The sequence below is a fragment of the Rhodococcus sp. S3 genome (assembly GCF_058211795.1).
In genome coordinates, this window is sequence record NZ_CM177074.1 from 4,592,912 (window position 1) to 4,615,061 (window position 22,150).

At 65.6% G+C, this 22,150-nt stretch carries 22 protein-coding genes; 15 read left to right on the top strand and 7 right to left on the bottom strand.

From position 1 onward, the window contains the following. Positions 1-86: 86 nt before the first annotated feature. The 5 genes from AC0LPE_RS21210 (at position 87) to AC0LPE_RS21230 (ending at position 5,586) form a co-directional block, all read left to right on the top strand. Positions 87-386 carry a hypothetical protein gene (locus AC0LPE_RS21210; protein ID WP_490605172.1) on the top strand — a complete coding sequence of 100 codons (300 nt, stop codon included), beginning with the start codon at positions 87-89 and terminating at the stop codon, positions 384-386. After that, on the top strand, positions 383-1,378 hold the full coding sequence (locus AC0LPE_RS21215; RefSeq protein WP_490605173.1) for a hypothetical protein: 996 nt from the start codon (positions 383-385) through the stop codon (positions 1,376-1,378). Before AC0LPE_RS21210 ends, AC0LPE_RS21215 begins: the two co-directional genes overlap by 4 nt. After that, the gene (locus tag AC0LPE_RS21220) at positions 1,369-2,355 is read left to right on the top strand and encodes a hypothetical protein (RefSeq protein ID WP_490605174.1); all 987 of its coding nucleotides are present in this window, start codon (positions 1,369-1,371) and stop codon (positions 2,353-2,355) included. Before AC0LPE_RS21215 ends, AC0LPE_RS21220 begins: the two co-directional genes overlap by 10 nt. A gap of 195 nt (positions 2,356-2,550) precedes the next feature. Next, on the top strand, positions 2,551-3,531 hold the full coding sequence (locus tag AC0LPE_RS21225) for a hypothetical protein (RefSeq protein ID WP_490605175.1): 981 nt from the start codon (positions 2,551-2,553) through the stop codon (positions 3,529-3,531). Between the two features lie 1,233 nt (positions 3,532-4,764). Beyond that, positions 4,765-5,586 carry a hypothetical protein gene (locus AC0LPE_RS21230; protein WP_387429930.1) on the top strand — a complete coding sequence of 274 codons (822 nt, stop codon included), beginning with the start codon at positions 4,765-4,767 and terminating at the stop codon, positions 5,584-5,586. Positions 5,587-5,873: 287 nt separating this feature from the next. Here AC0LPE_RS21230 and AC0LPE_RS21235 read toward each other — a convergent pair whose 3' ends face one another. After that, on the bottom strand, positions 5,874-6,203 hold the full coding sequence (locus AC0LPE_RS21235) for a putative quinol monooxygenase (RefSeq protein ID WP_051121709.1): 330 nt from the start codon (positions 6,201-6,203) through the stop codon (positions 5,874-5,876). A 351-nt stretch (positions 6,204-6,554) separates the two neighbouring features. Here AC0LPE_RS21235 and AC0LPE_RS21240 point away from each other — a divergent pair, with 351 nt between their 5' ends. Genes AC0LPE_RS21240 through AC0LPE_RS21260 form a run of 5 tightly spaced genes read left to right on the top strand, consistent with a single transcriptional unit; the run spans position 6,555 to position 10,216 of the window. Next, entirely contained in the window at positions 6,555-6,830 is a 276-nt protein-coding gene (locus AC0LPE_RS21240; RefSeq protein ID WP_254707489.1) for a hypothetical protein, read from the top strand. Further along, the gene (locus AC0LPE_RS21245) at positions 6,827-7,825 is read left to right on the top strand and encodes a hypothetical protein (RefSeq protein WP_490605176.1); all 999 of its coding nucleotides are present in this window, start codon (positions 6,827-6,829) and stop codon (positions 7,823-7,825) included. The genes AC0LPE_RS21240 and AC0LPE_RS21245 overlap by 4 nt, the downstream gene beginning before the upstream one ends. Beyond that, positions 7,822-8,766, top strand: coding sequence for a hypothetical protein (locus AC0LPE_RS21250; protein ID WP_490605177.1), 945 nt, complete (start codon positions 7,822-7,824; stop codon positions 8,764-8,766). Before AC0LPE_RS21245 ends, AC0LPE_RS21250 begins: the two co-directional genes overlap by 4 nt. Further along, on the top strand, positions 8,763-9,290 hold the full coding sequence (locus tag AC0LPE_RS21255; protein ID WP_129975574.1) for an LpqN/LpqT family lipoprotein: 528 nt from the start codon (positions 8,763-8,765) through the stop codon (positions 9,288-9,290). The genes AC0LPE_RS21250 and AC0LPE_RS21255 overlap by 4 nt, the downstream gene beginning before the upstream one ends. Beyond that, a complete protein-coding gene (locus AC0LPE_RS21260; protein ID WP_230825046.1) occupies positions 9,287-10,216 on the top strand; it encodes a hypothetical protein in 930 nt (309 codons plus the stop codon). The genes AC0LPE_RS21255 and AC0LPE_RS21260 overlap by 4 nt, the downstream gene beginning before the upstream one ends. An 85-nt stretch (positions 10,217-10,301) precedes the next feature. Here the strand turns inward: AC0LPE_RS21260 and AC0LPE_RS21265 are convergent, their stop codons facing one another. The 3 genes from AC0LPE_RS21265 to AC0LPE_RS21275 all read right to left on the bottom strand — a co-directional run bounded on the left by AC0LPE_RS21265 (position 10,302) and on the right by AC0LPE_RS21275 (position 13,486). Then, entirely contained in the window at positions 10,302-10,994 is a 693-nt protein-coding gene (locus AC0LPE_RS21265) for a GTP pyrophosphokinase (protein ID WP_490605178.1), read from the bottom strand. Positions 10,995-11,166: 172 nt separating this feature from the next. Next, positions 11,167-12,441, bottom strand: a complete 1,275-nt coding sequence (locus tag AC0LPE_RS21270; RefSeq protein ID WP_490605179.1) for an MFS transporter — start codon at positions 12,439-12,441, stop codon at positions 11,167-11,169. Positions 12,442-12,481: 40 nt separating this feature from the next. Then, positions 12,482-13,486, bottom strand: coding sequence for an aldo/keto reductase (locus tag AC0LPE_RS21275; RefSeq protein ID WP_202399584.1), 1,005 nt, complete (start codon positions 13,484-13,486; stop codon positions 12,482-12,484). Positions 13,487-13,600: 114 nt separating this feature from the next. On the opposite strand from AC0LPE_RS21275, the gene AC0LPE_RS21280 reads away from it, so the two are divergent. Both AC0LPE_RS21280 and ilvD read left to right on the top strand, forming a co-directional pair. Continuing rightward, positions 13,601-14,167 (top strand): TIGR03086 family metal-binding protein, encoded by a 567-nt coding sequence (locus AC0LPE_RS21280; RefSeq protein ID WP_159417359.1) that lies wholly within the window; start codon positions 13,601-13,603, stop codon positions 14,165-14,167. Beyond that, positions 14,164-15,861, top strand: coding sequence for a dihydroxy-acid dehydratase (gene ilvD, locus AC0LPE_RS21285; RefSeq protein ID WP_413767458.1), 1,698 nt, complete (start codon positions 14,164-14,166; stop codon positions 15,859-15,861). Before AC0LPE_RS21280 ends, ilvD begins: the two co-directional genes overlap by 4 nt. Before the next feature lie 34 nt (positions 15,862-15,895). Here the strand turns inward: ilvD and AC0LPE_RS21290 are convergent, their stop codons facing one another. Then, on the bottom strand, positions 15,896-16,558 hold the full coding sequence (locus tag AC0LPE_RS21290; RefSeq protein ID WP_059382850.1) for a chymotrypsin family serine protease: 663 nt from the start codon (positions 16,556-16,558) through the stop codon (positions 15,896-15,898). Between the two features lie 48 nt (positions 16,559-16,606). Then, positions 16,607-17,443, bottom strand: a complete 837-nt coding sequence (locus tag AC0LPE_RS21295) for a DUF6319 family protein (protein WP_490605180.1) — start codon at positions 17,441-17,443, stop codon at positions 16,607-16,609. A gap of 140 nt (positions 17,444-17,583) precedes the next feature. Here AC0LPE_RS21295 and AC0LPE_RS21300 point away from each other — a divergent pair, with 140 nt between their 5' ends. Continuing rightward, positions 17,584-18,681 (top strand): adenylate/guanylate cyclase domain-containing protein, encoded by a 1,098-nt coding sequence (locus AC0LPE_RS21300; protein WP_026061565.1) that lies wholly within the window; start codon positions 17,584-17,586, stop codon positions 18,679-18,681. 10 nt (positions 18,682-18,691) lie between these two features. Here AC0LPE_RS21300 and AC0LPE_RS21305 read toward each other — a convergent pair whose 3' ends face one another. After that, positions 18,692-19,366, bottom strand: coding sequence for a TetR/AcrR family transcriptional regulator (locus AC0LPE_RS21305; RefSeq protein WP_016694184.1), 675 nt, complete (start codon positions 19,364-19,366; stop codon positions 18,692-18,694). 150 nt (positions 19,367-19,516) lie between these two features. On the opposite strand from AC0LPE_RS21305, the gene AC0LPE_RS21310 reads away from it, so the two are divergent. Further along, positions 19,517-20,995, top strand: coding sequence for an MFS transporter (locus AC0LPE_RS21310; protein WP_423658818.1), 1,479 nt, complete (start codon positions 19,517-19,519; stop codon positions 20,993-20,995). Between the two features lie 119 nt (positions 20,996-21,114). Next, the gene (locus AC0LPE_RS21315) at positions 21,115-22,047 is read left to right on the top strand and encodes an AurF N-oxygenase family protein (RefSeq protein ID WP_230825025.1); all 933 of its coding nucleotides are present in this window, start codon (positions 21,115-21,117) and stop codon (positions 22,045-22,047) included. Positions 22,048-22,150 lie beyond the last annotated feature (103 nt).

The window sequence follows — 22,150 nt, forward strand, 5'->3', positions numbered from 1 at the left end:
GCCCGACGGTCCGCTCCGGCTCCGTGAGGGCGCCGTCTGCTATCGTCCCCACCCGGACGTATCGGGGGATTCCGTCGGGGGCAGTGGTGACATTGCACGTAGATCCTGAAGCGCTGCGCACATTCGCAGCCTTCGTGGCGGACACCGCCGACGCGATGAACGACTGGGACGTCGGCGAACCGTATGCCGTGTCGCAATCAGCACTTCCCGGAACAGAATTCGCGGCCGTCTGCGCACGAGCCTTCACCGCCACCGATCAAGCACTCGGCAACGTGTGCAGTCGCCTGCGCGAGATCGTCGACATCACCGACGGTGTCGAGAACGACTACGTCGTCGCAGAGGCGGACTTCGTGGCTGCACTCTCGGCGATGGATCAGCACGGATGAGACCGGGAGTCGCCGCCGTCCGGTCCTGGAATCCCGACGCTCTGCGAGTCACCGCCGACCACCTCGACGTGCTCGTCGACACACTCGACGACCGCATGAAAGGTCTGCTCACCGAGCAGGATGTGCTCGCCGAGCGATGGTCCGGCGACGCCGCACGTGCCGCCGCCGCGCGAGTGGTCCGGGAACGCTCGCTGGGCAGCTCCATCGCCGAAGCCCTCCTGCAGGTCGCGGAGGCGTACCGCACCGGCGCGTGGCTCGTCGAAGGCACCCGCCTGCACCTCCTGTCGGTCGTGGGCGGCGCCGAACAGTCCGGGTTCACCGTGCACGACGACGGCACCGTCGACCCCTCCGACCAGATCCACATCCTCTCGGCGACGCTGCCGAGCGAAGCCGTCGCAGAGACCCGTGCACGTCTCGAACACGAAGCAACGGAACTGACCCACACCGTCACCGGCGCTCTCGAACAAGCGTCGCGAGCCGCAACCGAAACAGCCGATCGCATCACCGCCGCCGTTGCGGTACTCGAAGCAGCCAGGGATGCCGCGGCGCCGGGGAAGGTCGTGCAGAACGAGAACGGCGAGTTCTCCTGGTGGCCTCCGGATTGGCCGGCCTCTATAGCGGGAGCCACTATCGGGTTGACCGCAGACTCGACGAAGGAGGGACTGAAGAGTGCTGCGACAGCGTCCGGGGACGACGTTGCCGGCCGTATTGCGTCTCGAATTGGGCCCGTGGGAGCAGCATTAGGAGTGATCCCCGCGATCTCGAACGACATCGAGACCGGAATGGACCCGGCCGAAGCAGTCGTTACCGAGAGTATTGGCGCTGCATTTGGATACAGGATCGGCTCCGGTTTGGGCAAACTTGTCGGAGGAGTGGCAGGGTCATTGATCGCACCGGGCGTGGGAACCGGCGTAGGTCTTGTTGCCGGGACCGTGCTCGGTGCCACGATTGGGCTGGGTGTCTCGAGAGGATTACAAGGACTATGGCGTTGAGCAATCTATTCAATTGGCGCTCAGCGCTCTTCAAGTCACGCATGATGAAGCCAGACAAGCCACCTGAAAATGCGTGTGCCATCCATTGGCCGTGGCCACAGCACTTTCATGTTGTGGCAATGTTGATCTCAGTACTCATGATTGCGCTGGTGCCTGTCTTCGCTGCACTCACGCTGCAACAGTGGACACAGGATGATGTCCTAGCCGCCGCCGGTTTCGCAGGAATCACGCTCGGACTCGCCCTATCGAGTCCGATCTGCTTCCACGAAGCGGGAATCCGTCATCTCGCCTTGTCACGGCTGGTGGTTCATCACCATCATCCCGAGCACGGTGCTGGAATCCGGATACCGACACGCCGTTGGGGAATCTCGACTGTCGTCGGTACCGCACTCGCGCTCGGAACCTACAGTCTCGCTGCAGCGATCGCGGTTTCACATCGGTCCGGCGAAAGCCTTCTCCCACACGGTCGAACCGAGAGCGAGGGGCTTCCCTTCTTGATTGTTCTGGTATTCGTCTGCTTTGCGACGGCGGTGTTTCTTCTGGCCGTCCGATCGGACACGCGACTCGACATTTATCGCGGGGGTATCCGGAGGCGGGTCTGTAGACGAGTTCTGACTCATGCGCAGGTGATCGATCACTTCATTCCCTGGAACGAGATCGAGCGTATCGAGGTCGGAGATCTCGGCGTCCGCTTGGGGTCCGCACAGTATCCGGTAGTCGACCTTTTCACCGTTTCACCGACGGCAGAAGACCTCCGGACCCGTCACGACGGAGTCAACAGGTTTGCGGTGATGGTTCATCAACTCGCTGTGGAGCCCAACACTCTGTTCACACTCATGAAACGTCTGGTAGAGAATCCGTGCGATCGTGGACTCCTCACGGGATCCGGTGCAGTCGACCTTTTGCGCCCTCCGCCGCTGCGGGAACGATTCCGCGCAGCACGCCAGCCGTCGCGTCAGCACGGGAACAGTCGGTAGGTACGCAACAGCAGCATCGGGTTCGCAACGCGGCCAGTAACTGACGGCGTTGCGAACCTTCACCACGTGTTGCGTACCTCGTGTACCACCGATGCCTGTCGCTTTCTGCTACCGTCCCGACCCGGACGTATCGGGGGATTCTGTCGGGGGGACAGTCGTGACGTTGCACGTAGATCCGGCGATGGATCGACACGGATGAGACCGGGAGTCGCCGCCGTGCGGTCCTGGAATCCCGACGCGCTGCGAATCACCGCCGACCACCTCGACGTGCTCGTCGACACACTCGACGACCGCATGAAAGCTCTGCTCACCGAGCAGGATGTGCTCGCCGAGCGATGGTCCGGCGACGCCGCACGTGCCGCCGCCGCGCGAGTGGTCCGCGAACGCTCGCTGGGCAGCGCCATCGCCGAAGCCCTCCTGCAGGTCGCGGAGGCGTACCGCACCGGCGCGTGGCTCGTCGAAGGCACCCGCCTGCACCTCCTGTCGGTCGTGGGCGGCGCCGAACAGTCCGGGTTCACCGTGCACGACGACGGCACCGTCGACCCCTCCGACCAGATCCACATCCTCTCGGCGACGCTGCCGAGCGAAGCCGTCGCAGAGACCCGTGCACGTCTCGAACACGAAGCAACGGAACTGACACACGCCGTCACCGGCGCTCTCGAACAAGCGTCGCGAGCCGCAACCGAAACAGCCGATCGCATCACCGCCGCCGTTGCGGTACTCGAAGCAGCCAGGGATGCCGCGGCGCCGGGGAAGGTCGTGCAGAACGAGAACGGCGAGTTCTCCTGGTGGCCTGACTGGGCAGCTACGACGGCAGCCTCCACTATCGGCGTGATGGCCGACGAAACGAAAGAGGGACTTACAGCGGCAGCAACAGCGTCCGGTGACGACCTCGCCCGTGGAGTCGCGCAAAAGCTCGGGCCGGCTGGGGCGGCACTCGGAGTGGTCCCAGCGATAGTCAACGACATCGAAGGTGGGATGCATCCTGCCGAGGCAGTCGTAACAGAAGGCGCCGGCGCTGCGCTCGGCTACTGGGGCGGCCTGAAGGCCGGAGCTTTTGTTGGATCCCTTGTCGCGCCGGGGATCGGAACCGCAGTCGGACTGGTGGCGGGCGCGGTGGCCGGCGCTTCCATTTCCTGGTTGACCTCCAAGGTTCTACAAGCAGCACTGCATTGATTCGAGTCGTCCACCGCGTTGAAAGGAACAGGGCCAGACTTATGCAACACCAGCACCCGACGATGCCCGTCGGCCTTCCGGACGACAACCAGGCATGGCCTCAGTGCCTTCGCTGCACAGATGCCGTTTTCTCCGTCGCCATGTTCAGTCTTGCAATCCTTCTCGCATACTCGTCTTTCCAGGGCGCCGAGCGTGGGGACGCTACCTACTTCGTCGGCTTCGCAGGTGGAACAGCACTAGCAATTTCGCTCTTCATCATCGGCATCCGTGATGCCGGAATCCGATATCTCGGGTTATCCCGGTCGATTACGGTTCATGAGGATCCCGTGCGAGGACTCGGCTTGGCGATCCCGGTTCGAAAATCGAACACCCGGATCCTCTCGGGAATCCTTTTCGGCACCGCCGCATATGGTGCTTCCGCTTCACTTGGATGGTTCCTGGGATTCGGCGAGTCCCTGATGCCTTCCGGTCGCGACACACTCCCCGGTGCCGCGCTTCTACTCGCCGGTGCAATCGTCATGACCGCTCTTGCGCTCTTTGCCTTCGCCTTCCGCGCAACAACCGAATTAAGGATCTTTCCGTCCGGGGTGGAGCGACTTCGGAGGCGACGATCATTCCTCTCTGTACGAGATGATTCGACTTTCCTACCCTGGGACGATATCGGTCGCATAGAACCCAGGGAACTACCACCACGTACAGGATCCGCGGGTCGGCCGATCATCCACCTTTACAGCGCAACTGGAGCCGACACTTCGAGCACCGGGCATGATTCGACCCACCCCGTAAGCATTACAGCGCATCAACTGGTGGCGGAGCCGAACACACTTTTCGCGCTTCTCGAACACTTACGGACGAATCCGGATCAGCGGAGCTATGTAGGACAAAGGGGGGCAGTCGAACTGCTCCGCCCTCCCCCGCTTCGAAAACGGCTTCGTGAAGCCAGAATTGCTCACACGACGCGGTGAGGAAACACGTAGGTTGCGCGCGGACGCGTCAGAGAATCCACCGGCCGGAGTCCCAGGTCATTTCGCGGTTTCAGGTCTTGGCCAGTAGGCGTGGAAATGATCTCATCCCTCACGTACGAGCGAGGTGCTTGTTGAAGCGAGGAAAAAAGTTCGGACACCTGACGAACTCGTCGACAACATCCGATCGACGCCATCCGAAGCGCCCTGGCCACAACCGCTCAGGATAGTGCCACTAGTTCTGTCGATTGCGCTGCTTATCGCAGCTTGCGTGAGCTTCGCATTCGTCCAGGACACGATCCGAACGAACGACTTCCAAGTCACACTCGGTGCGGCAGGCGGCTCGATTGCGCTGTTCGTCATCGCCCGATCCTCGTTTCGGCGTGCGGGTCTTCGGGACCTTCGACCGCACCGGGACATCAAATTTCGTCACGATCGCGACCGCGGTCCGGGTATCAGCATCCCCACACGAAGAACCGAAGTGTGGACAACAGTCGCAGTCATGCTGGGGTTGGCCGCCTATGGTTCCGCAGCAGCATTCACATGGCACAGCGGCCTCGGCGAAGCACTGTTGCCGATCAACCGAGACAACAGTGAGAGTGCCCTCTTCATAGCGGTATGCGCCGCCGGCATGGGCCTGATCGCGGTCCTGATCGTCTCCATCCGTTTCGAGACGACCCTGTACATCAGCCCACGAGGTGTACGCCGCTACGTACGTCGTCGAGTCTTCTTCAAGAAACAGGTATTCGACATCTCCCTGTCCTGGGAAGGTATTGCCCGGATTGGGGTAGGTAGCCTCGGAGTCGGTGGTGGAACTACGGTCCACCCAGTAATCGATCTTCATACGAACGAACCGATTCCACCAGAAGCTCGGACTCGACATGATTCGGAGTGTCGAGTGGCGGTCATGGCCCACCAGCTCGTGACGGAGCCGAACACTCTGTTCGCGCTTTTGGAACGGTTGGCAGAGAACCCGCGCGATCGCGAACTTCTCACGAAATCCGATGCAGTCGAACTCTTGTGCCCTCCGCCGCTGCGGGAACGATTCCGCGCAGCACGCAAGCCGTCGCGTCAGCACGGGAACAACCGGTAGGTACGCAACAGCAACATCGGGTTCGCAACGCGGCCAGTAACTGACGGCGTTGCGAACCCTCACTGCATGTTGCGTACCTCGATCCCCTGCCGCAGCAAGTGACGACCGGTTCGTCACCCCAGAGACAGCGCCGCCACGCCGTACACATTCAAAATGATTCAGGGAGTTGTAGTGACAGCCGGACACAACCGACCTTCTGGGACCGACTTTGCGAGAACGATTCCGGATGGCACGCCACCAGGAGGCGTCTCGATGAACGCTTCGATTCAGACGACTACAAGTAGGCCTCACTCGGACACCCCTGCCGTTCCTTCTCGGAACGGCGGGGGCGTCTGTGTATCCGCACCCTCGATCTCGTACCGGCGCCCGATACCGACGGTCAGCCGTCCCCACTCACTGCGGGCCACCCGCGTTCGATGCATCTCGAACGCGGTGACGTCGACGAAGGTTTCCTCGACGCGCCACACCATAGGGTCGTCGGTCGGCAGGACTTCGAACGAGACACAACCGGGTTCGGCGCGCGTCAGGTCAATATGACACTGCAGATGGCCGAGCATGATCTCACGCTCGGCCTCGCTGTGGCACAGCAGTTCTCCCCTGAGACGGACGTAGGACATCTCGGCTCCTTCCACGGCACCCCGACCGATCTCTGCTACCGTCACGCGCGGCGTATCGGAGAATTCAGTCGGACGGTAGACGATTTTCGCGCAGCACGCACCTCGTCACGCCAGCGCGCACACAACCGGTAGGTACGCAACAACAGTTCCGGGCTCGCAACGCGGCCAGCAACTGCCGGCGTTGCGAACCTTCACTACGTGTTGCGTACCTCGGGTACGACCGATGCCCCGCTCGAAGTCGCCCGACGGTCCGCTCCGGCTCCGTGAGGGCGCCGTCTGCTATCGTCCCCACCCGGACGTATCGGGGGATTCTGTCGGGGGGCAGTGGTGACATTGCACGTAGATCCTGAAGTGCTGCGCACATTCGCAGCCTTCGTGGCGGACACCGCCGACGCGATGAACGACTGGGACGTCGGAGAACCGTATGCCGTGTCGCAGTCAGCACTTCCCGGAACAGAATTCGCGGCCGTCTGCGCACGAGCCTTCACCGCCACCGATCAAGCACTCGGCAACGTGTGCAGTCGCCTGCGCGAGATCGTCGACATCACCGACGGCGCCGCGAACGACTACGTCGTCGCAGAGACGGACTTCGTGGCTGCACTCTCGGCGATGGATCAGCACGGATGAGACCGGGAGTCGCCGCCGTGCGGTCCTGGAATCCCGACGCGCTGCGAATCACCGCCGACCACCTCGACGTGCTCGTCGACACACTCGACGACCGCATGAAAGCTCTGCTCACCGAGCAGGATGTGCTCGCCGAGCGATGGTCCGGCGACGCCGCACGTGCCGCCGCCGCGCGAGTGGTCCGGGAACGCTCGCTGGGCAGCGCCATCGCCGAAGCCCTCCTGCAGGTCGCGGAGGCGTACCGCACCGGCGCGTGGCTCGTCGAAGGCACCCGCCTGCACCTCCTGTCGGTCGTGGGCGGCGCCGAACAGTCCGGGTTCACCGTGCACGACGACGGCACCGTCGACCCCTCCGACCAGATCCACATCCTCTCGGCGACGCTGCCGAGCGAAGCCGTCGCAGAGACCCGTGCACGTCTCGAACACGAAGCAACGGAACTGACCCACACCGTCACCGGCGCTCTCGAACAAGCGTCGCGAGCCGCAACCGAAACAGCCGATCGCATCACCGCCGCCGTTGCGGTACTCGAAGCAGCCAGGGATGCCGCGGTGCCGGGGAAGGTCGTGCAGAACGAGAACGGCGAGTTCTCCTGGTGGCCGGACTGGCCATCCACCATCGCAGCGTCGTCCATCAGCGCAATGTCCGGAGCTACCAAGGAACTCCTGACCGACGCGGCGGTGGCCTCGGGCGACGATGTCGCACGCAACATCGCGCGCGGAATGAACCCGGCTGCCGCTGCAGTAGGCACCGTTCCTGCGATCGTCAACGACATCAAGGGAGGGATGGATCCCACCGAGGCAATAGTCTCCGAGAGCGCCGGAACCGTTGCCGGCATGCTCGGTGCCGTAGCCGCATCGAAACTTTCAGCGGCGTTCATCGGGGCAGTGGGCGGTTCGGTCGTCCCGGGAGTCGGCACTGCAGCGGGCTTCGTTGCCGGCCTCATAGGTGGCGGCGCAGCCACATGGTACGCATCCAAGAAAATCCAGGAGTTGTGGTGACGACCGAAAACGTTCCGCCGGACCGATATCGAACTCACATCGATTCGTTCTTCGACCCTCATTGGCCGCAGCAACTGCGAATCGGGTGGTGCATGGGCGGGGTCTTCGCTGCTGTTCTGGCTGTATGGTCCCTCGGGGATGCACTGGTGAACGTCGGGCACGAAGAATCGATATCCACAATCGGCTCGGTAGTGTTCGGAACGTCGATGCTACTCATGAGTGTCGCAGCGTTCAGGCACGGCGGGATTCGAAATGTATTGCATTCCAAGCGGGTCAGGAGTAATAAACATTCTGAACTCGGAATCGGAATCGTTGTGCCGGGAGGACTCACCCTTCCCAGCCTGGCTGTTGCCATGCTTATCTTCAACGGCCTTACCGGTTTGGCCATCTCTGCTCTGAACGTCTACATCACCGACAGATCCGAGTTGCCGCATGGTTACGACCCCCGAACCACTGCAATCTTCGCGCTCGTGGGTGGGATCGTTCTCTTGCTCATGGCGGCGGCGTTCATCTGGTTCCGACTTCCCACCACACTGGGGTTGTATCCACACGGAATCGAAAGAGTCGTACGTTCTCGCAAGCTCCGACGAAACAATGCCACCGTGCAATTTGTGCATTGGAACGATATCGAGGGCATCGCCGGAACGGATATCGTGACCCGTTCCGGATCCGGCGACGTCCGCACTCCGATGATCCACATCCACACGACCGGGCGGATTCCCCCCGAAGCGCGCATTCCCCACGACGAAGAACACATTCTCGCCATCGTCTGCACTTGGCTCATCGCAGAACCCAACACACTCCTGGCCCTGGCCCGACGAATGCATGAACGTCCACACGACCGCACACTCCTCGCTCGGGAGGACGCGGCCGAACTTCTCAGACCACCGCCTTTGCGAGAGCGATTCCGGATGGCACGCCACCAGGAGGCGTCTCGATGAACGCTTCGCTTCAGACGACGCTCTCCGACTACCTCGCAACACACGAAGTCGAACTGAGCCCCTGCGACCCGGACGATCCGCGGCATCCACAACCGAAACTCCAAGCGCCGGAAGGCTGGATCACACTCCCCCGCGATGTCTTTCCGCACGCACATACGGTTCTCGTAGCTCCCGAGCACGTCGCGGATGATTGGGCACCCAACGCCGTACTCCTTCATGGTGCACTGGTGAAGTGGCGGCCGGCGGACGAACTGCTGGAGGTCGCAGGGAATGAAGTTCGCGAACTGCCCGCATGGAGGGAGAGGTTCCGCGACACATCCGATTTCCGCGGGCACCGATCGGTGATCGTCCAAGGCTCCTATCGAGTGGACGACGTCGAGTACACCGCCGTGACGCGATATCTCGTGATCGACCACGAGTACGATCGCTACCTGACGCAACTGACGGCAACCGCACGTTCCGACAGCGCCGAGTCTCTTATCGCTCATCTGCATGCAATCCACGAGGGACTGAGAATCCGGTGAGCGATTCCATCGAGACGTACCCGTACGGAGAACGGTCCGAACCTGCTTGGCCGCAACGGTTTCGTACGGGATCGCTCTGCCTCGGCGTGTTCCTGGCCGGGGCCGGAATCCTTGTGCTGCAGAAGACCGTGGACGTTCGACGAGCGGATGACCTCGGAGCCATCGCCCTGGGGTTCTGTCTCGCTGTGATGACGGCGTCAGGTTCGGCCTGGGGATTCGAGCGAGCCGGCTTCCACCGATTCGGTTTGCATCCGAGGATCCGGCAGTGCCGAGACGACGTTCACGGCCCTGGCATCGAGATTCCTTACGTGAGGATACTTCCCGTTCAGCTGTCCGTCGTGTTCTCCTGCATGACAGTAGCGGGTGCTTTCATGATTCGTGCGTCGAACCGACCGGACGGAGCGATGCTTCTTGCGAGACACGAGCTCTCCTTCTCCGGCTCGTTCATCGCATGGACGACGTGTGCAACCGCGGCGGTGGGTGCTCTACCCTTCTTGATCCACCCCCGGGGATCCACACGTCTCCATGCCGACGGTATTCGCCGCCGCACGACATGGCTCGTGCGGCGTGGCGTTTCGGACGTGGTCGTTCGATGGGACGAGATCCAGGAAGTGGCTGCCGATGTCTACACCGTCTCGGGTCGCGGGGCGTCTACACACAATCCACTCATCCGTCTGCACGTACCCGGCTATGAACCGACTCCACCTCGCATGGGGCACGACACACCGGATTCGTTCACCGTTCCGGCGTACGTTCTCGTCAGCGAACCCAACGCGCTGGTCGGACTCATCGACCGTCTCCATCGGTGTCCCGAAGATCGCCATCTCGTCACCACACCCGAGGCCCCAGAACTCCTCCGTCCCCTCCCTGTGCGTGAACGCTTACGTATCGCGCGGAAGATTCCGCGTCAACAGTGGGAATGGTGATGGGCACGCAACACCGGTGGTGGGTTCGCAACGCCGACAGTGACCGACCACGTTGCGAGCCTTCACCCCACGTTGCGTACCTCGGTCAGTTCCCGTTGTTCGGGCCGTGGACGCGGCGGTGCAGTGCTTCCATCCGCAGGTCCAGATCGCGCGCAGTTTCCGCGGCGAGGCGGAGCTCCTCGCGCAGTTCGTCCGGTACCTCGCGGTCGTGCTTGTAGTAGATCTTGTGTTCCAGGCTCGCCCAGAAGTCCATGGCGACCGTGCGGATCTGCAGTTCGACGTAGACGCGCTCGACCCGGTCGGACATGTACACCGGGATCTGGACGATCACGTGCACGCTGCTGTACCCGTTGGGTTTCGGGCGGGCGATGTAGTCCTCGATCTCGACGACCGTCACGTCGAGCTGGCTCGTGATCATGTCGATGATCCGGTAGACGTCCGACGTGAAGCTGCACGTGATGCGGATGCCTGCGATATCGCGGACGGTCTCGCGGATGCCGTCGAGCGAGGCGGGCGCACCCTTCCGTTCCGCCTTGGCGAGGATCGACTCGGGGCTCTTCAACCGCGACTTCACGTGCTCGATCGGGTTGTACTCGCGGGCGTAGGTGAACTCCTCGCGCAGGATGTTGATCTTCGTCATCATCTCGTCGATGCCGAACTTGTACACCATGAGTGCGCGTCGCAGATCTTGCGCGAGATGCTCCACTGCGACCAGCGGTGCCTGCACGTCGTCCGGTGTCGGTAGTCCCGGTTCGGGTTCGCCCACCGTCGTCTTCACTCGATTCCTCCTCGATCACTTCCGGGATCGAGTCTGCCAGTCCGACCACGACAGGCGGTTCTGACCGCCCTGACCTGCAGTGATGCGAGACGGTCCACTCGAACAGGACTCCCGCCGATCGTCGATCGAGGCATCCGGACGCCTCGAAGCCCAGTGCTTGCCCCAACCGAGTTCAGCGCTTACCCCGACCGAGTCGGTCGAGCACGACCGCCCGCAGCGAACGCGCTTCGATGCCGGCCTCGCGGCGGGCGCGTCCTCGGGTCACGAGCACCCCGATGAGCGCGATCACCCAGATCGGGTACTGCGCGAACCACGCGACGCGGAAGGCGTCGAAGGTGTAGCCGCCGAGCCGGTCGAGGACGATGCCCATCGTCTGCACGACCAGCAGCGTCGCGAGGAAGCCGCCGATGTTGACGATGCCGTTGGCCGTGCCCAGCGCGGTCCCGGGATTGAAGGTGCGGGCGTAGTCGAAGCCGATCATCGACCCCGGCCCGCCCACCGAGATGACGACGACGAGCACCACGAGCAGCCACAGCGGTGCGGGTCCGGGGAGGGCAAGCACCGCCGACCACGTCACGGCGCTGGCCAGGATGATCATGAGGACGAGCCACGAGCGTCTGGTCGGGAAACGTCCCGACAGCACCCCCAGAATGGGTCCGGCGGAGATGGCCGTGACCACCGAGACCGTGAGCATCGAACCGGCCGCCGCGGGTGACAGACCCTGCGCGGAGACCAGATACGGCACGCCCCACATGAGCGCGAAGGTCGTCACCGAGAACTGCGTGCCCATGTGGGTGAAGAAGCCGAGTTTGGTGCCGGGACGTCGCCACACCGTGCCGAGTCCGCCGATCACCTCCCGCAGCCCGGACGCCGTGGCCTCCCGCGCCTCTCCCGGCGGGGTGTCACGCACGATCGCGAACACCAGGACGCACGCGAACAGGCCGAGCGCCGCAGCACTGCCGTAGGCGGCCGTCCATCCGGTGCCGGTGAGCAGCAGGACGAACGGCACCGCCGACAGCACCTGACCGAGCTGGCCGAAGATGCCCGTCAGCTGCGAGACGACGGGCACCCGGCGCGGAGCGAACCACACCGGCACGAGCCGCAGCACCGAGATGAACGTCAGGGCGTCACCGACACCGACCAGCACTCGGGCCAGATACGCGACCGGCAGCGACTCGGTGACGGCGAGGATCGCCTGGCCGACCGCGAGGATCACGGCGCCGGTCGCGATCATCCGTCGCGAGCCGAATCTGTCGAGCAGCACACCGGCCGGGATCTGCATCCCTGCGTAGACGATGAGCTGCAGGACGACGAAGCCGGACAGCACCGACGGCGAGATCTCGAAGCGTTCGGTGGCGGCGAGTCCGGAGACACCGAACGCCGTCCGATGGAGGACGGCGACGATGTAGGCGAAGACTCCGACACCCCAGACCAGCCATGCCCTCATGTCACAAGGACGATACGCGCCGGTCTGTTAACGGTGCTAATTACTCACGTCCGAGCGACACCCACGTCGGGTCGGCCGCACGCGGACCGGCGACCTTGTCGGCGAGCCGATCCAGCCGCGCGACCTGCTCGTCGGTGAGCGTCACGTCGAGTGCACCGGCGTTCTCGGTCACGCGACTCGCGTAGCGGGTGCCGGGGATCGACACCGACGGCAACCCGAACTCGCGACCCTTCGCATCCAGCCATGCCAGGGCGATCTGCGCGATCGTCGCGTCCGTTTCCTTCGCGACTGCCCGCACTTCCTCGCGCACCGCGAGGTTGGTCGGCAGGGCGTCGGCGTCGAAGCGCGGAAAGCGCTTGCGCAGGTCGTTCTCGGCGACCTGATCGGGCTCGAAGGCATCGGTGAGCAGTCCGCGGCTCACCGGCGAGTACGGCACGAAGCCGATGCCGAGTTCGGCGGCGGTGGGCACCACGTGCCGTTCGACGTCGCGCGAGACGATGCTCCACTCCGACTGGATCGCCGCGATCGGGTGGACGGCGTGCGCGCGACGCAGCTCGTCGCCGGTGGCCTCCGACAGTCCGATGTGCCGCACCTTGCCGGCCTGCACGAGTTCGGCGAGGGCACCGACCGTCTCCTCGACCGGCACCTCCGGATCGACACGGTGCAGGTAGTACAGGTCGACATGGTCGACGCCGAGACGCCCGAGCGATTCGTCGATGGCCTGCTTCGCGTACTCGGGACGGCCGTTGATGCGACGATTGGCGGTGCCCTTACCGCCGACCGCACCGACGAGACCGAACTTCGTCGCCAGCTGGACCTCGTCCCGCCGCTCGGCGAGCAGCGTGCCGACCACCTTCTCGCTGGTGCCGTCGCCGTAGACGTTGGCAGTATCGATGAAGGTGATGCCCAGATCCACGGCGTGGTGCAGGGTCGCGAGCGCCTCGTCGAGATTCACCTCGCCGTAGGCGGGTGCGACGGACATCGCGCCGTAACCCTGGGCGCTGACGACGAGACCGGGCGCAAGCTGGACGGTGGGGACAGGCATGTACTTCTCCTCGACGACGACACGGTGCGACTCCCGATCGTCCCGCATCCCGCGCATGATCGCAGGAGTTGAAATCGCCGTGATCCGAGCAGCCCGCGCCCTAGGCTGAGATCCATGGCGACCGACTGGCTCTCCCTGCAACGAACCGCACGTCGCGAGTTCGACGACCGTGTCGCGCAGATCCGCGACTGGCACGCACCCACCCCGGACACCGAGTGGGACGTCACCGACCTGGTGTGGCACATGGTCGACGAACAGCGCTGGATCCAGCCGCTGCTCTCCGGCCGTTCCCTCGACGACGCGAAGGCCGCACTCGAACCGATCGGGGACGATCTCGCCGCCGAATGGGCACGCTTCGCCGATCAGGCGACCGCCGCCTGGGCGATGGCGTCACCGGCTCAGGAGGTCCACCTGTCCTACGGCACCGTCCCGTGCCTCGACTACATGAAGCAGCAGATCGCGGACATCACCGTGCACACCTGGGATCTCGCCCGGGCCATCGGTGCCGACGAGACTCTCGACGCCGAACTCGTCGACGCCGTGCTCGCCGACGTCGAACCGCAGAAGGACATGCTCGCCTCGAGCGGTCTGTTCGCCGATCCCGTCGCGGTTCCCGACGACGCGTCCCCACAGGACCGACTCATCGCCCTCACCGGCCGCGACCCCAGGAAGACGTCATGACGGACCGACCCGATATCAAGCCCCGCAGCCGCGACGTCACCGACGGCATGGAGAAGGCCGCCTCGCGCGGCATGCTCCGCGCGGTGGGTATGGGCGACGACGACTGGGGCAAGCCGCAGATCGGCGTGGCATCGTCGTGGAACGAGATCACGCCCTGCAACCTCCCGCTCGAACGCCTCGCGCGGTCGGTGAAGGAGGGCGTACACGCCGCGGGCGGTTATCCGCTCGAGTTCGGCACCATCTCCGTGTCCGACGGGATCTCGATGGGACACGAGGGCATGCACTTCTCGCTGGTGTCGCGGGAGGTCATCGCCGACAGCGTCGAGACGGTGATGCAGGCCGAGCGACTCGACGGCTCCGTGCTGCTCGCGGGGTGCGACAAGTCCCTGCCCGGGATGCTCATGGCCGCGGCCCGCCTCGATCTCGCCGCCGTCTTCCTGTATGCCGGGTCGATCCTGCCGGGCATCGCGAAACTGTCCGACGGCACCGAACGCGACGTGACGATCATCGACGCCTTCGAGGCGGTCGGGGCGTGCGCGCGCGGCCTGATGTCCGAGACCGACCTCGACGCGATCGAACGCGCCATCTGCCCCGGCGAGGGTGCCTGCGGCGGCATGTACACCGCCAACACGATGGCCGCCTCGGCCGAAGCGCTCGGCATGTCGCTGCCGGGGAGCGCGTCACCACCCGCGACGGATCGTCGCCGCGACGGTTTCGCGCGGCGCAGCGGGCAGGCGGTGGTCGAGATGCTGAAGCGCGGCATCACCGCGTCCGACATCCTCACCAAGGAAGCATTCGAGAACGCCATCTCGGTGGTCATGGCCTTCGGTGGGTCCACGAACGCCGTGCTCCACCTGCTCGCGATCGCGCACGAGGCGCAGGTGGATCTGAGCCTCGACGACTTCGTCCGGGTGGGCGCGCGGGTGCCGCACCTCGCCGACGTCAAACCGTTCGGCCGGCACGTGATGAAGGACGTCGACCACATCGGCGGCGTCCCGGTCATCATGAAGGCACTGCTCGACGCGGGTCTGCTGCACGGCGACTGTCTCACCGTCACCGGGAGGACGGTCGCGGAGAACCTCTCCGGCATCGCTCCACCGGATCCCGACGGCAAGGTGCTGCGCGCCCTGAGCGACCCCATCCATCCCACCGGTGGCATCACGATCCTGCGCGGCAGTCTCGCTCCCGGCGGAGCGGTGGTGAAGTCCGCGGGCTTCGACGAGTCGGTCTTCGAGGGAACCGCGCGGGTCTTCGAACGCGAACGGGCCGCGATGGATGCGCTCGAGGACGGCACCATCACCGCCGGCGACGTGGTGGTCATCCGCTACGAAGGTCCCAAGGGTGGCCCGGGCATGCGCGAGATGCTCGCGATCACGGGCGCCATCAAGGGCGCCGGTCTCGGCAAGGACGTCCTGCTGCTCACCGACGGACGGTTCTCCGGTGGCACCACCGGATTGTGTGTCGGGCACGTCGCCCCGGAGGCTGTCGACGGCGGTCCCATCGCCTTCGTCCGCGACGGCGACCGCATCCGTCTCGACGTCTCGAACGGCCTGCTCGACGTGCTGGTCGACGAGAAGGACATGGAAACGCGGCGGCAGGGCTGGGAGCCACTGCCGCCGCGCTACACCCGGGGTGTACTGGCGAAGTACACGAAGCTGGTCGGTTCCGCATCGAACGGTGCGGTGTGCGGATGAAGGTCGGGTGAACCCTCCCGCTCCGGGGGTGCTGCTAGATCGGACGGAAACCTGCGCCCGGCCCGCCCCGACCGTTGATGTCGGCCATGATCACGTCGATGTTCGTTCCGACCTCGGGGCCGGCGCACGGCGCGAGCAGGTAGGCGTTGACCATCGCGACGAGCGTCGTGCCCACCACGAGCGGTGCACCCGAGTCGCCTTCGATGACGCACACCTGCGTCCACGTCTCCTGCGAGCCGAACACGTCGCCCCACACGATGCCGCAGGTGTTGCCCGTCGTGCGGCCTTCCTTGCAGGCGATGTTCGGGAAACCCGCGGGGGCGCCGAGGCCCGTGATCGTCACGTTGCCGACGCGGTTGACCGGAACCACCTTGCCCCGGTCGAACTCGATGACGGCGTAGTCGAGCCGCTCGTTGGTCGACACGATGCGCCCCACCGAACCGGCAGCGAGGTCGTATTCGGCCTTCACCGTCATGCCCGGAGAGCCGCAGTGCGCGGCGGTGAGACCCACCAGGCGACCGGCGGCGTCGTTGCCGATCGTGGTGAGTGTGCAGTCGAAGATGTCCTGCCCGTTGTCTCCGAGCGTGATTCCCGAACCGCCGCCGAGGGTGACCGGAGGCGCCGCGACGGCCACCCCGGAACCTGCGCCGACCAGCGCGACAGCGCTCGCAATTGCAACAACCAGTTTTCTGAACATGGGGGCCCTCCTGCGCTGCGCCGTCCGGCAGCCGTCGGGCTGAGCGTACTAGAGGTTTCCGCCGGAGTTCCGGGTTGCGCCCAAGCTTTCCAGAGCTTGACGCGCCTCCTCGAGTTCGCGGCTGAGCTGCGCGACCCGGTCCTCGGCCGCGCGACGCGCCTCCTCGATCACCGACTGGACGGCCTCGGTGGCCGTGGGATCACCGAGTTCCTTCACCGCGCGTTCGACGGCGTCGGGGGCGACCGGCGCTGGCTTGCCGACCTTGCGGGTGCCGTGCGCGACCCCTACCGTCCACTCGTTCTCCGGGTCGATCGTGACGGTGATCGTGATCGACGGCGCCTTCTTCGCCTTGCGGGCCGGGGCCTTCGGCTTCGCCGGTGCCGGCGGCCGGGAGGCGGGAGCGTCGGACGAAGCGGAGGTCGTCTGGGTCACGGGCTTCTTCTCCTGGGCGCGGGGAACCGCAGCGGCCGCTGGGCTCTCGGACTTCGGGGTAGCAGGCTTCGGGGTAGCAGGCTTGGATGCGGTAGCCCGCGGGGTCGCGGGTTGCACAGGTGCAGCCTTCGCAGGTGCAGCCTTCGCCGGAGCGGGCTTCGCACTACCGGACGTGCGCGCGGCCTTCGCCGGTGCGCGCTTGGTTCCGGCCGGCTCCCGGGTGGCGCGCAGTTCGTCGGTCTCGAACGGCAACTCGTCGTCGACGCCCTTCGGCCGCACCATCACGGTGCTGCCGCTGATCGACACCACCCGCGCCGACGTCCCCGGGTCGATGCCGAGACTCGGGATGCCCTCGACGAGGTAGACGGTCGCGCGGCGCCCCTCGGCGAGAGCAGCACCGAGCTCTCCGAGTTGTTCCTCCGTCAGGTGGTCCGCGCGTCTGCGGGGCGACATGCGACGTCCTTTCTCGGTTCGCCGACGGGTCGGCAGGGCTTCGATGACGGTCACTGTCGCACATCCGTACGACACGCCTGCACACCTGTTCGACATGGCCTGCCGCGCACACGGGCCCCGCGCACGGTAAGGATGGATGCGTGACCCCGTCCGATCCGGCACCCGCATCAGGAACCGACGTGCTGTCCGTGATCCAGTCACAGCTGGAGAACGCGCTGCTCGGTGGTCCTCTTCGCTACACCCTGAACGAGGTGGCGGAGTTGTGCGGGCTCGCACCTGCGCGCGTGCGACGGCTGTGGCAGGCGCTCGGTCTGACCGTCGATCCCGATCCCGACGTCGTGATGTTCACCGACGGCGACGTCGAGGCCCTGCGCGCGACGGCCGCCATCATCGCGAGCGGCGCGGTCGACGAACGCCTCGAGGTGCCCGCGGCCCGGTCGATCGGGCAGTCGATGTCACGGCTGACCGAGTGGCAGCTGAATCTGCTCAACACCCACGTCTTCACGCAACTGGCCTCCGCCTACGAGGAAGCGGAGACTCCCCCGCAGGAAGAGGAGATCCGCGCGCTGGTCGACCACATCGTCGATCGCACGACCGAGCTCGCGGTGAGCCTGCAGAGCCACATGTGGCGTCGGCACCTGGTGGCCACGACCGCCCGGGCCGCCGCGCGCCCGCAGGATTCCGGGGAGCTGCACGAGCTGGTCGTCGGCTTCGCCGACATGGTCGGCTACACCCGGCTGACCCGGCAGATCGACGCGGCCGCGCTGAGCGAGCTGCTCGACTACTTCGAATCGGAGGTCTCCGACGTCATTGCCCGGCACAACGGCTGGGTGATCAAGACCGTCGGCGACGAGGTGATGTTCGCGGCCGAACGTCCGGTCGACGCCGCGCGCATCGCCCTCGAACTGCAGGATTCGTTCGGGTCCCAGAAGGACTATCCGGACCTGCGGATCGGACTGGCGTGGGGTCAGGCGTTGCCGCGCTTCGGCGACCTGTTCGGTTCGGTCGTCAACATCGCGGCCCGCCTCACCGGCGCGGCACGACCGGGCACGATCCTCGTCGACGAGAACCTCGCCGACGCGCTCGCCGACTGCGAGGAGTTCCACTTCCAGACCGTGCGGACCCTGCGGCTGCGGGACTTCCAGCATTCGCGGCTGTACGTCCTGCGTCGTCCGCGCGAGGAGAAGAAGGCGGCCGTGGGCGCGGATGGTCTCGGCGACGAGGACATGGGTCTGTGACCGGCCTGTCCTAACGATCCGTCCGGCGGGCTCTGCGCGCCGCGATGAAGTCGTCGACGATGTGCTCGCACGCGCGTCGGTCGATGGGCGCGAGCGTCGCGAGGCGGTTGAAGACGATCGGTCCGAGCAACTGGACCAGCACCAGGTCGTAGTCGAAGTCGCCGAGTTCGCGGCGGGCCTCCGAGGTGGCGAGCACACGGTCGAACGACGACCGGTAGCGGTCGACGAGGATCTCGCGCAGCGACTGCAGTTCGGGCCGCTCGCTGCGCCCCGGTTCCTTCGGGAGTTCGCCGAGGCCCGGCCCGAGTCCCATCCAGCACATCGCCGTCAACGGGATGGGCGCCTCCTCGATGATGCGTGCCTGTGCGGCGAGCAATTCGACGAGGCGGCTGCGGAGATCGCCGTCTTCCGGGACCGGGGGCGCCGGTGGAAGGAGCCGCGCGAAGGCCGCGGCGACCAGCTCGGTTCCATTCGCGAAGTGCCGGTAGAGGGTGGCCCGCGCGACGCCGGCAGAGGCGGTGACCGCATCGATCGTCACGGCGTCGGCACCGCCGGTCGCGAGGAGGGTGGTGGCGGCGTCGAGCAGTCGGGCGCGCGAACGCACGCGGCGCGGATCCTCGTCGCGCGGTGAGGCGGGCCGGGTCTCGACGTCGCGGCGGGGTTCTGCTTCGGGTTCGACGCTCACGCTTCCAGTTGTAGTCGCTGAGAGCGAAGCATGTGTGAGACCGGTGGTTCAGTTACGATACCGACAGTCTCGTTTCTGGTCCCGGCATTCCCCTCCCTCCGGAAGGCTCCCGTGTCAGACAGCACCGCGACCACCACCGCACCCCCTCGCATGACGCGAGCCCAGATCCGGCTGCTCGCCGTCGCGTGCTCGGCCGTCGCCGTGGTCATCGCGGCGATGGCCTCGCTCAACACGGCCCTGCCCGACATCGCGGTCGACACCGGCGCGACGCAGTCCCAGCTGACGTGGATCGTCGACGGCTACACCCTCGCACTGGCGGCACTGCTCCTCCCGGCCGGCGCGCTGGGCGATCGGCTCGGTCGCCGCGGCGTCATGATCGTCGGCCTGATCGTCTTCGCCGCCGGTTCGCTGTTGCCACTGGTCGCCGATGCACCGTTGTGGATCATCGGGGCGCGCGCAGTTGCAGGTGTCGGCGCGGCGTTGGTCATGCCGTCGACGTTGTCGCTGATCACCGCAGGTTTCGCCGAGGCTCATCGGGCACGTGTCATCGGCATCTGGGCCGGTGTGGCCGGATCGGGTGCCGTGCTCGGCATGATCCTGTCGGGGTTGGTGCTCGAATACGCGTCGTGGCGGGTGATCTTCGGAGGTTCCGCCGCCATCGCGCTCCTGCTGGTCGCTCTGTCGTTCACCATCGACTCGTCGCGCTCGACGCAGCCGTTGCCGTTCGACTTCGGGGGCGGCATCCTCGTGGTCCTCGCCGTGGGCCTGTTCGTGCTCGGCGTGATGGAGGGTCCGCATCGCGGATGGACCGACGTGGTGACGCTCGGATCGATGATCGCAGGCTTGGCGGCGGCAGCCGGATTCGTGCTCGTGGAACTCCGGTCGAAGGCGCCGCTGCTGGACGTGCGGTTGTTCCGCCAGCGGGCGTTCGGTGTGGGCGCGGCCGGGTTGTCGTTCCAGTATCTCGCGGGTTTCGGTCTGTTCTTCCTCATCGTGCAGTACCTGCAGCTCGTGCTGGGCTACTCGCCGCTGCGGGCCTCCCTGGCACTGACGCCGATCTTCCTCGTCGTCATGGGCCTGTCGCTCGCCGTGCCCGCGCTGCTGGCGCGGGTGGGCATCCGCATCCTGCTCAGCGTCGGCTTGGCGCTGATCGGCGTCGCACTGATCCTCATGGGCCTGCTCGACGCCGACTCCACCTACGTCGAGGTGGCGTTCGCGTTGAGCATCGCGGGTGTCGGCGTCGGTATCTGTACCGCTCCCGCGACCCACGCGATCGTCACCAACACCCCTGAGGACCAGTTGGGCGTGGCGTCGGCGGTCAACGACGCGACCCGCGAGATCGGTGCGGCGATCGGTGTCGCGATCACGGGCAGCGTCCTCGCCGCGGCCTACGGGCACGGCATCGATCCGGTGGCGCCGATGATCCCCGAACCGGCCCGGTCCGCCGTGCAGGACTCGCTCGCCGCCGCGATACAGGTCGCCGAGCAAGCAGGCCCGCAGGGCGAGCAACTCGCCGAACTCGCACAGAACGCCTTCCTCGACGGCTTGCAGCAGGCCTCGTGGGCGGTCGCCGCGATCCTGCTGGTCGGCGCGGTGATCTCCGCCTTCTGGGCACCCCGGCGCTCGTAGCCTCTCTCTTCGTCTCTCCTTCTCGATGCCCGCGATGCAGGTCGCGGGCATTGTGCTGTGCGCGTGATCACGCTAACCTGGATAACAGTTACCAGTCGTCACACTAAAAAGGTGGAGACATGACCGCATCGCTCACCCGCGAGACCAGCAAGGGCTTCATCCCCGGCGTCGCACTGTCCGATCGCGAAGAAACCGCCGGACGACTGCTCGCCTCGTCCGCACGCAAGTCGTACGACCCGGTCGTCGAGGTGGACTGGGAGGCCCCCGTCCCCGACGACAAGTTCGGCATGACCCCCGAATGGAGCACGCTCTACGGCACCGCGCTGTGGGACGAACTCACCGAGGAACAGCGCATCGAACTGACCAAGCACGAGGCCGCGAGCGTCTCGAGCGTCGGCCTGTGGTTCGAGATCCTGCTCATGCAGATGCTCCTGCGCGACGTCTACGACCGCGACAAGCATTCGCGCCACGTCCAGTTCGCGCTCACCGAGGTGGCCGACGAGTGCCGCCACTCGGTGATGTTCGCGCGCGCCGGCGAACGGCTGAACATGCCCGGCTACGGCCCGCCCCGCTACATCCATCGGCTCGGCCGCCTGTGGGGCCGGTTCTTCAAGGGCGCCAACGCCTATGCGGCAGTGATGGCGGCCGAGGAGATCCTCGACATGATGCAGCGCGACTTCATGCGCGACGAGCGGGTCCAGCCCGTCACCCGCGCGGTGTCGAAGATCCACGTCCTCGAGGAGGCCCGGCACATCCGCTTCGCGCGCGAGGAGGTCGCGCGCCGACTCGCCGGTGCGAGCCGCGCACGTCTGGCGATCGAGCGCTTCAGCACCGCGTTCGTGGTGTTCTTCGTCGTCAAGAGCATGATCCACCCCGACGTCTACGCCAAGGCGGGCCTCGATCGCGAGCGCGCTCTGCGAGAGGCGAAGGGCAACAAGCACTATCACGATCGTGTGCGCAAGTCCGGCGCGAAGTTGATGACCTTCCTCGACAACGTCGGCCTCATCGGCGGACCGTCGAAGATCCTCTACAAGAAGGTCCACCTGCTCTGACGCTGCCTACGGGCCCACAACGAACTGTGCGCAGTTCTCGTCGATCTCCTCGAGGGATCGAACGAGAACTGCGCACAGTCGTTCGTGGCGAAAGCCGAAGGGC

Coding starts and splice junctions, on each gene's coding strand:
- AC0LPE_RS21215 (WP_490605173.1), top strand. CDS start 383: ATGAGACCGGGAGTCGCCGCCGTCCGGTCCTGGAATCCCGACGCTCTG.
- AC0LPE_RS21310 (WP_423658818.1), top strand. CDS start 19,517: ATGACGCGAGCCCAGATCCGGCTGCTCGCCGTCGCGTGCTCGGCCGTC.
- ilvD (WP_413767458.1), top strand. CDS start 14,164: ATGACGGACCGACCCGATATCAAGCCCCGCAGCCGCGACGTCACCGAC.
- AC0LPE_RS21280 (WP_159417359.1), top strand. CDS start 13,601: ATGGCGACCGACTGGCTCTCCCTGCAACGAACCGCACGTCGCGAGTTC.
- AC0LPE_RS21225 (WP_490605175.1), top strand. CDS start 2,551: ATGAGACCGGGAGTCGCCGCCGTGCGGTCCTGGAATCCCGACGCGCTG.
- AC0LPE_RS21255 (WP_129975574.1), top strand. CDS start 8,763: ATGAACGCTTCGCTTCAGACGACGCTCTCCGACTACCTCGCAACACAC.
- AC0LPE_RS21290 (WP_059382850.1), bottom strand. CDS start 16,558: ATGTTCAGAAAACTGGTTGTTGCAATTGCGAGCGCTGTCGCGCTGGTC.
- AC0LPE_RS21315 (WP_230825025.1), top strand. CDS start 21,115: ATGACCGCATCGCTCACCCGCGAGACCAGCAAGGGCTTCATCCCCGGC.
- AC0LPE_RS21270 (WP_490605179.1), bottom strand. CDS start 12,441: ATGAGGGCATGGCTGGTCTGGGGTGTCGGAGTCTTCGCCTACATCGTC.
- AC0LPE_RS21245 (WP_490605176.1), top strand. CDS start 6,827: ATGAGACCGGGAGTCGCCGCCGTGCGGTCCTGGAATCCCGACGCGCTG.
- AC0LPE_RS21220 (WP_490605174.1), top strand. CDS start 1,369: ATGGCGTTGAGCAATCTATTCAATTGGCGCTCAGCGCTCTTCAAGTCA.
- AC0LPE_RS21235 (WP_051121709.1), bottom strand. CDS start 6,203: ATGTCCTACGTCCGTCTCAGGGGAGAACTGCTGTGCCACAGCGAGGCC.
- AC0LPE_RS21295 (WP_490605180.1), bottom strand. CDS start 17,443: ATGTCGCCCCGCAGACGCGCGGACCACCTGACGGAGGAACAACTCGGA.
- AC0LPE_RS21275 (WP_202399584.1), bottom strand. CDS start 13,486: ATGCCTGTCCCCACCGTCCAGCTTGCGCCCGGTCTCGTCGTCAGCGCC.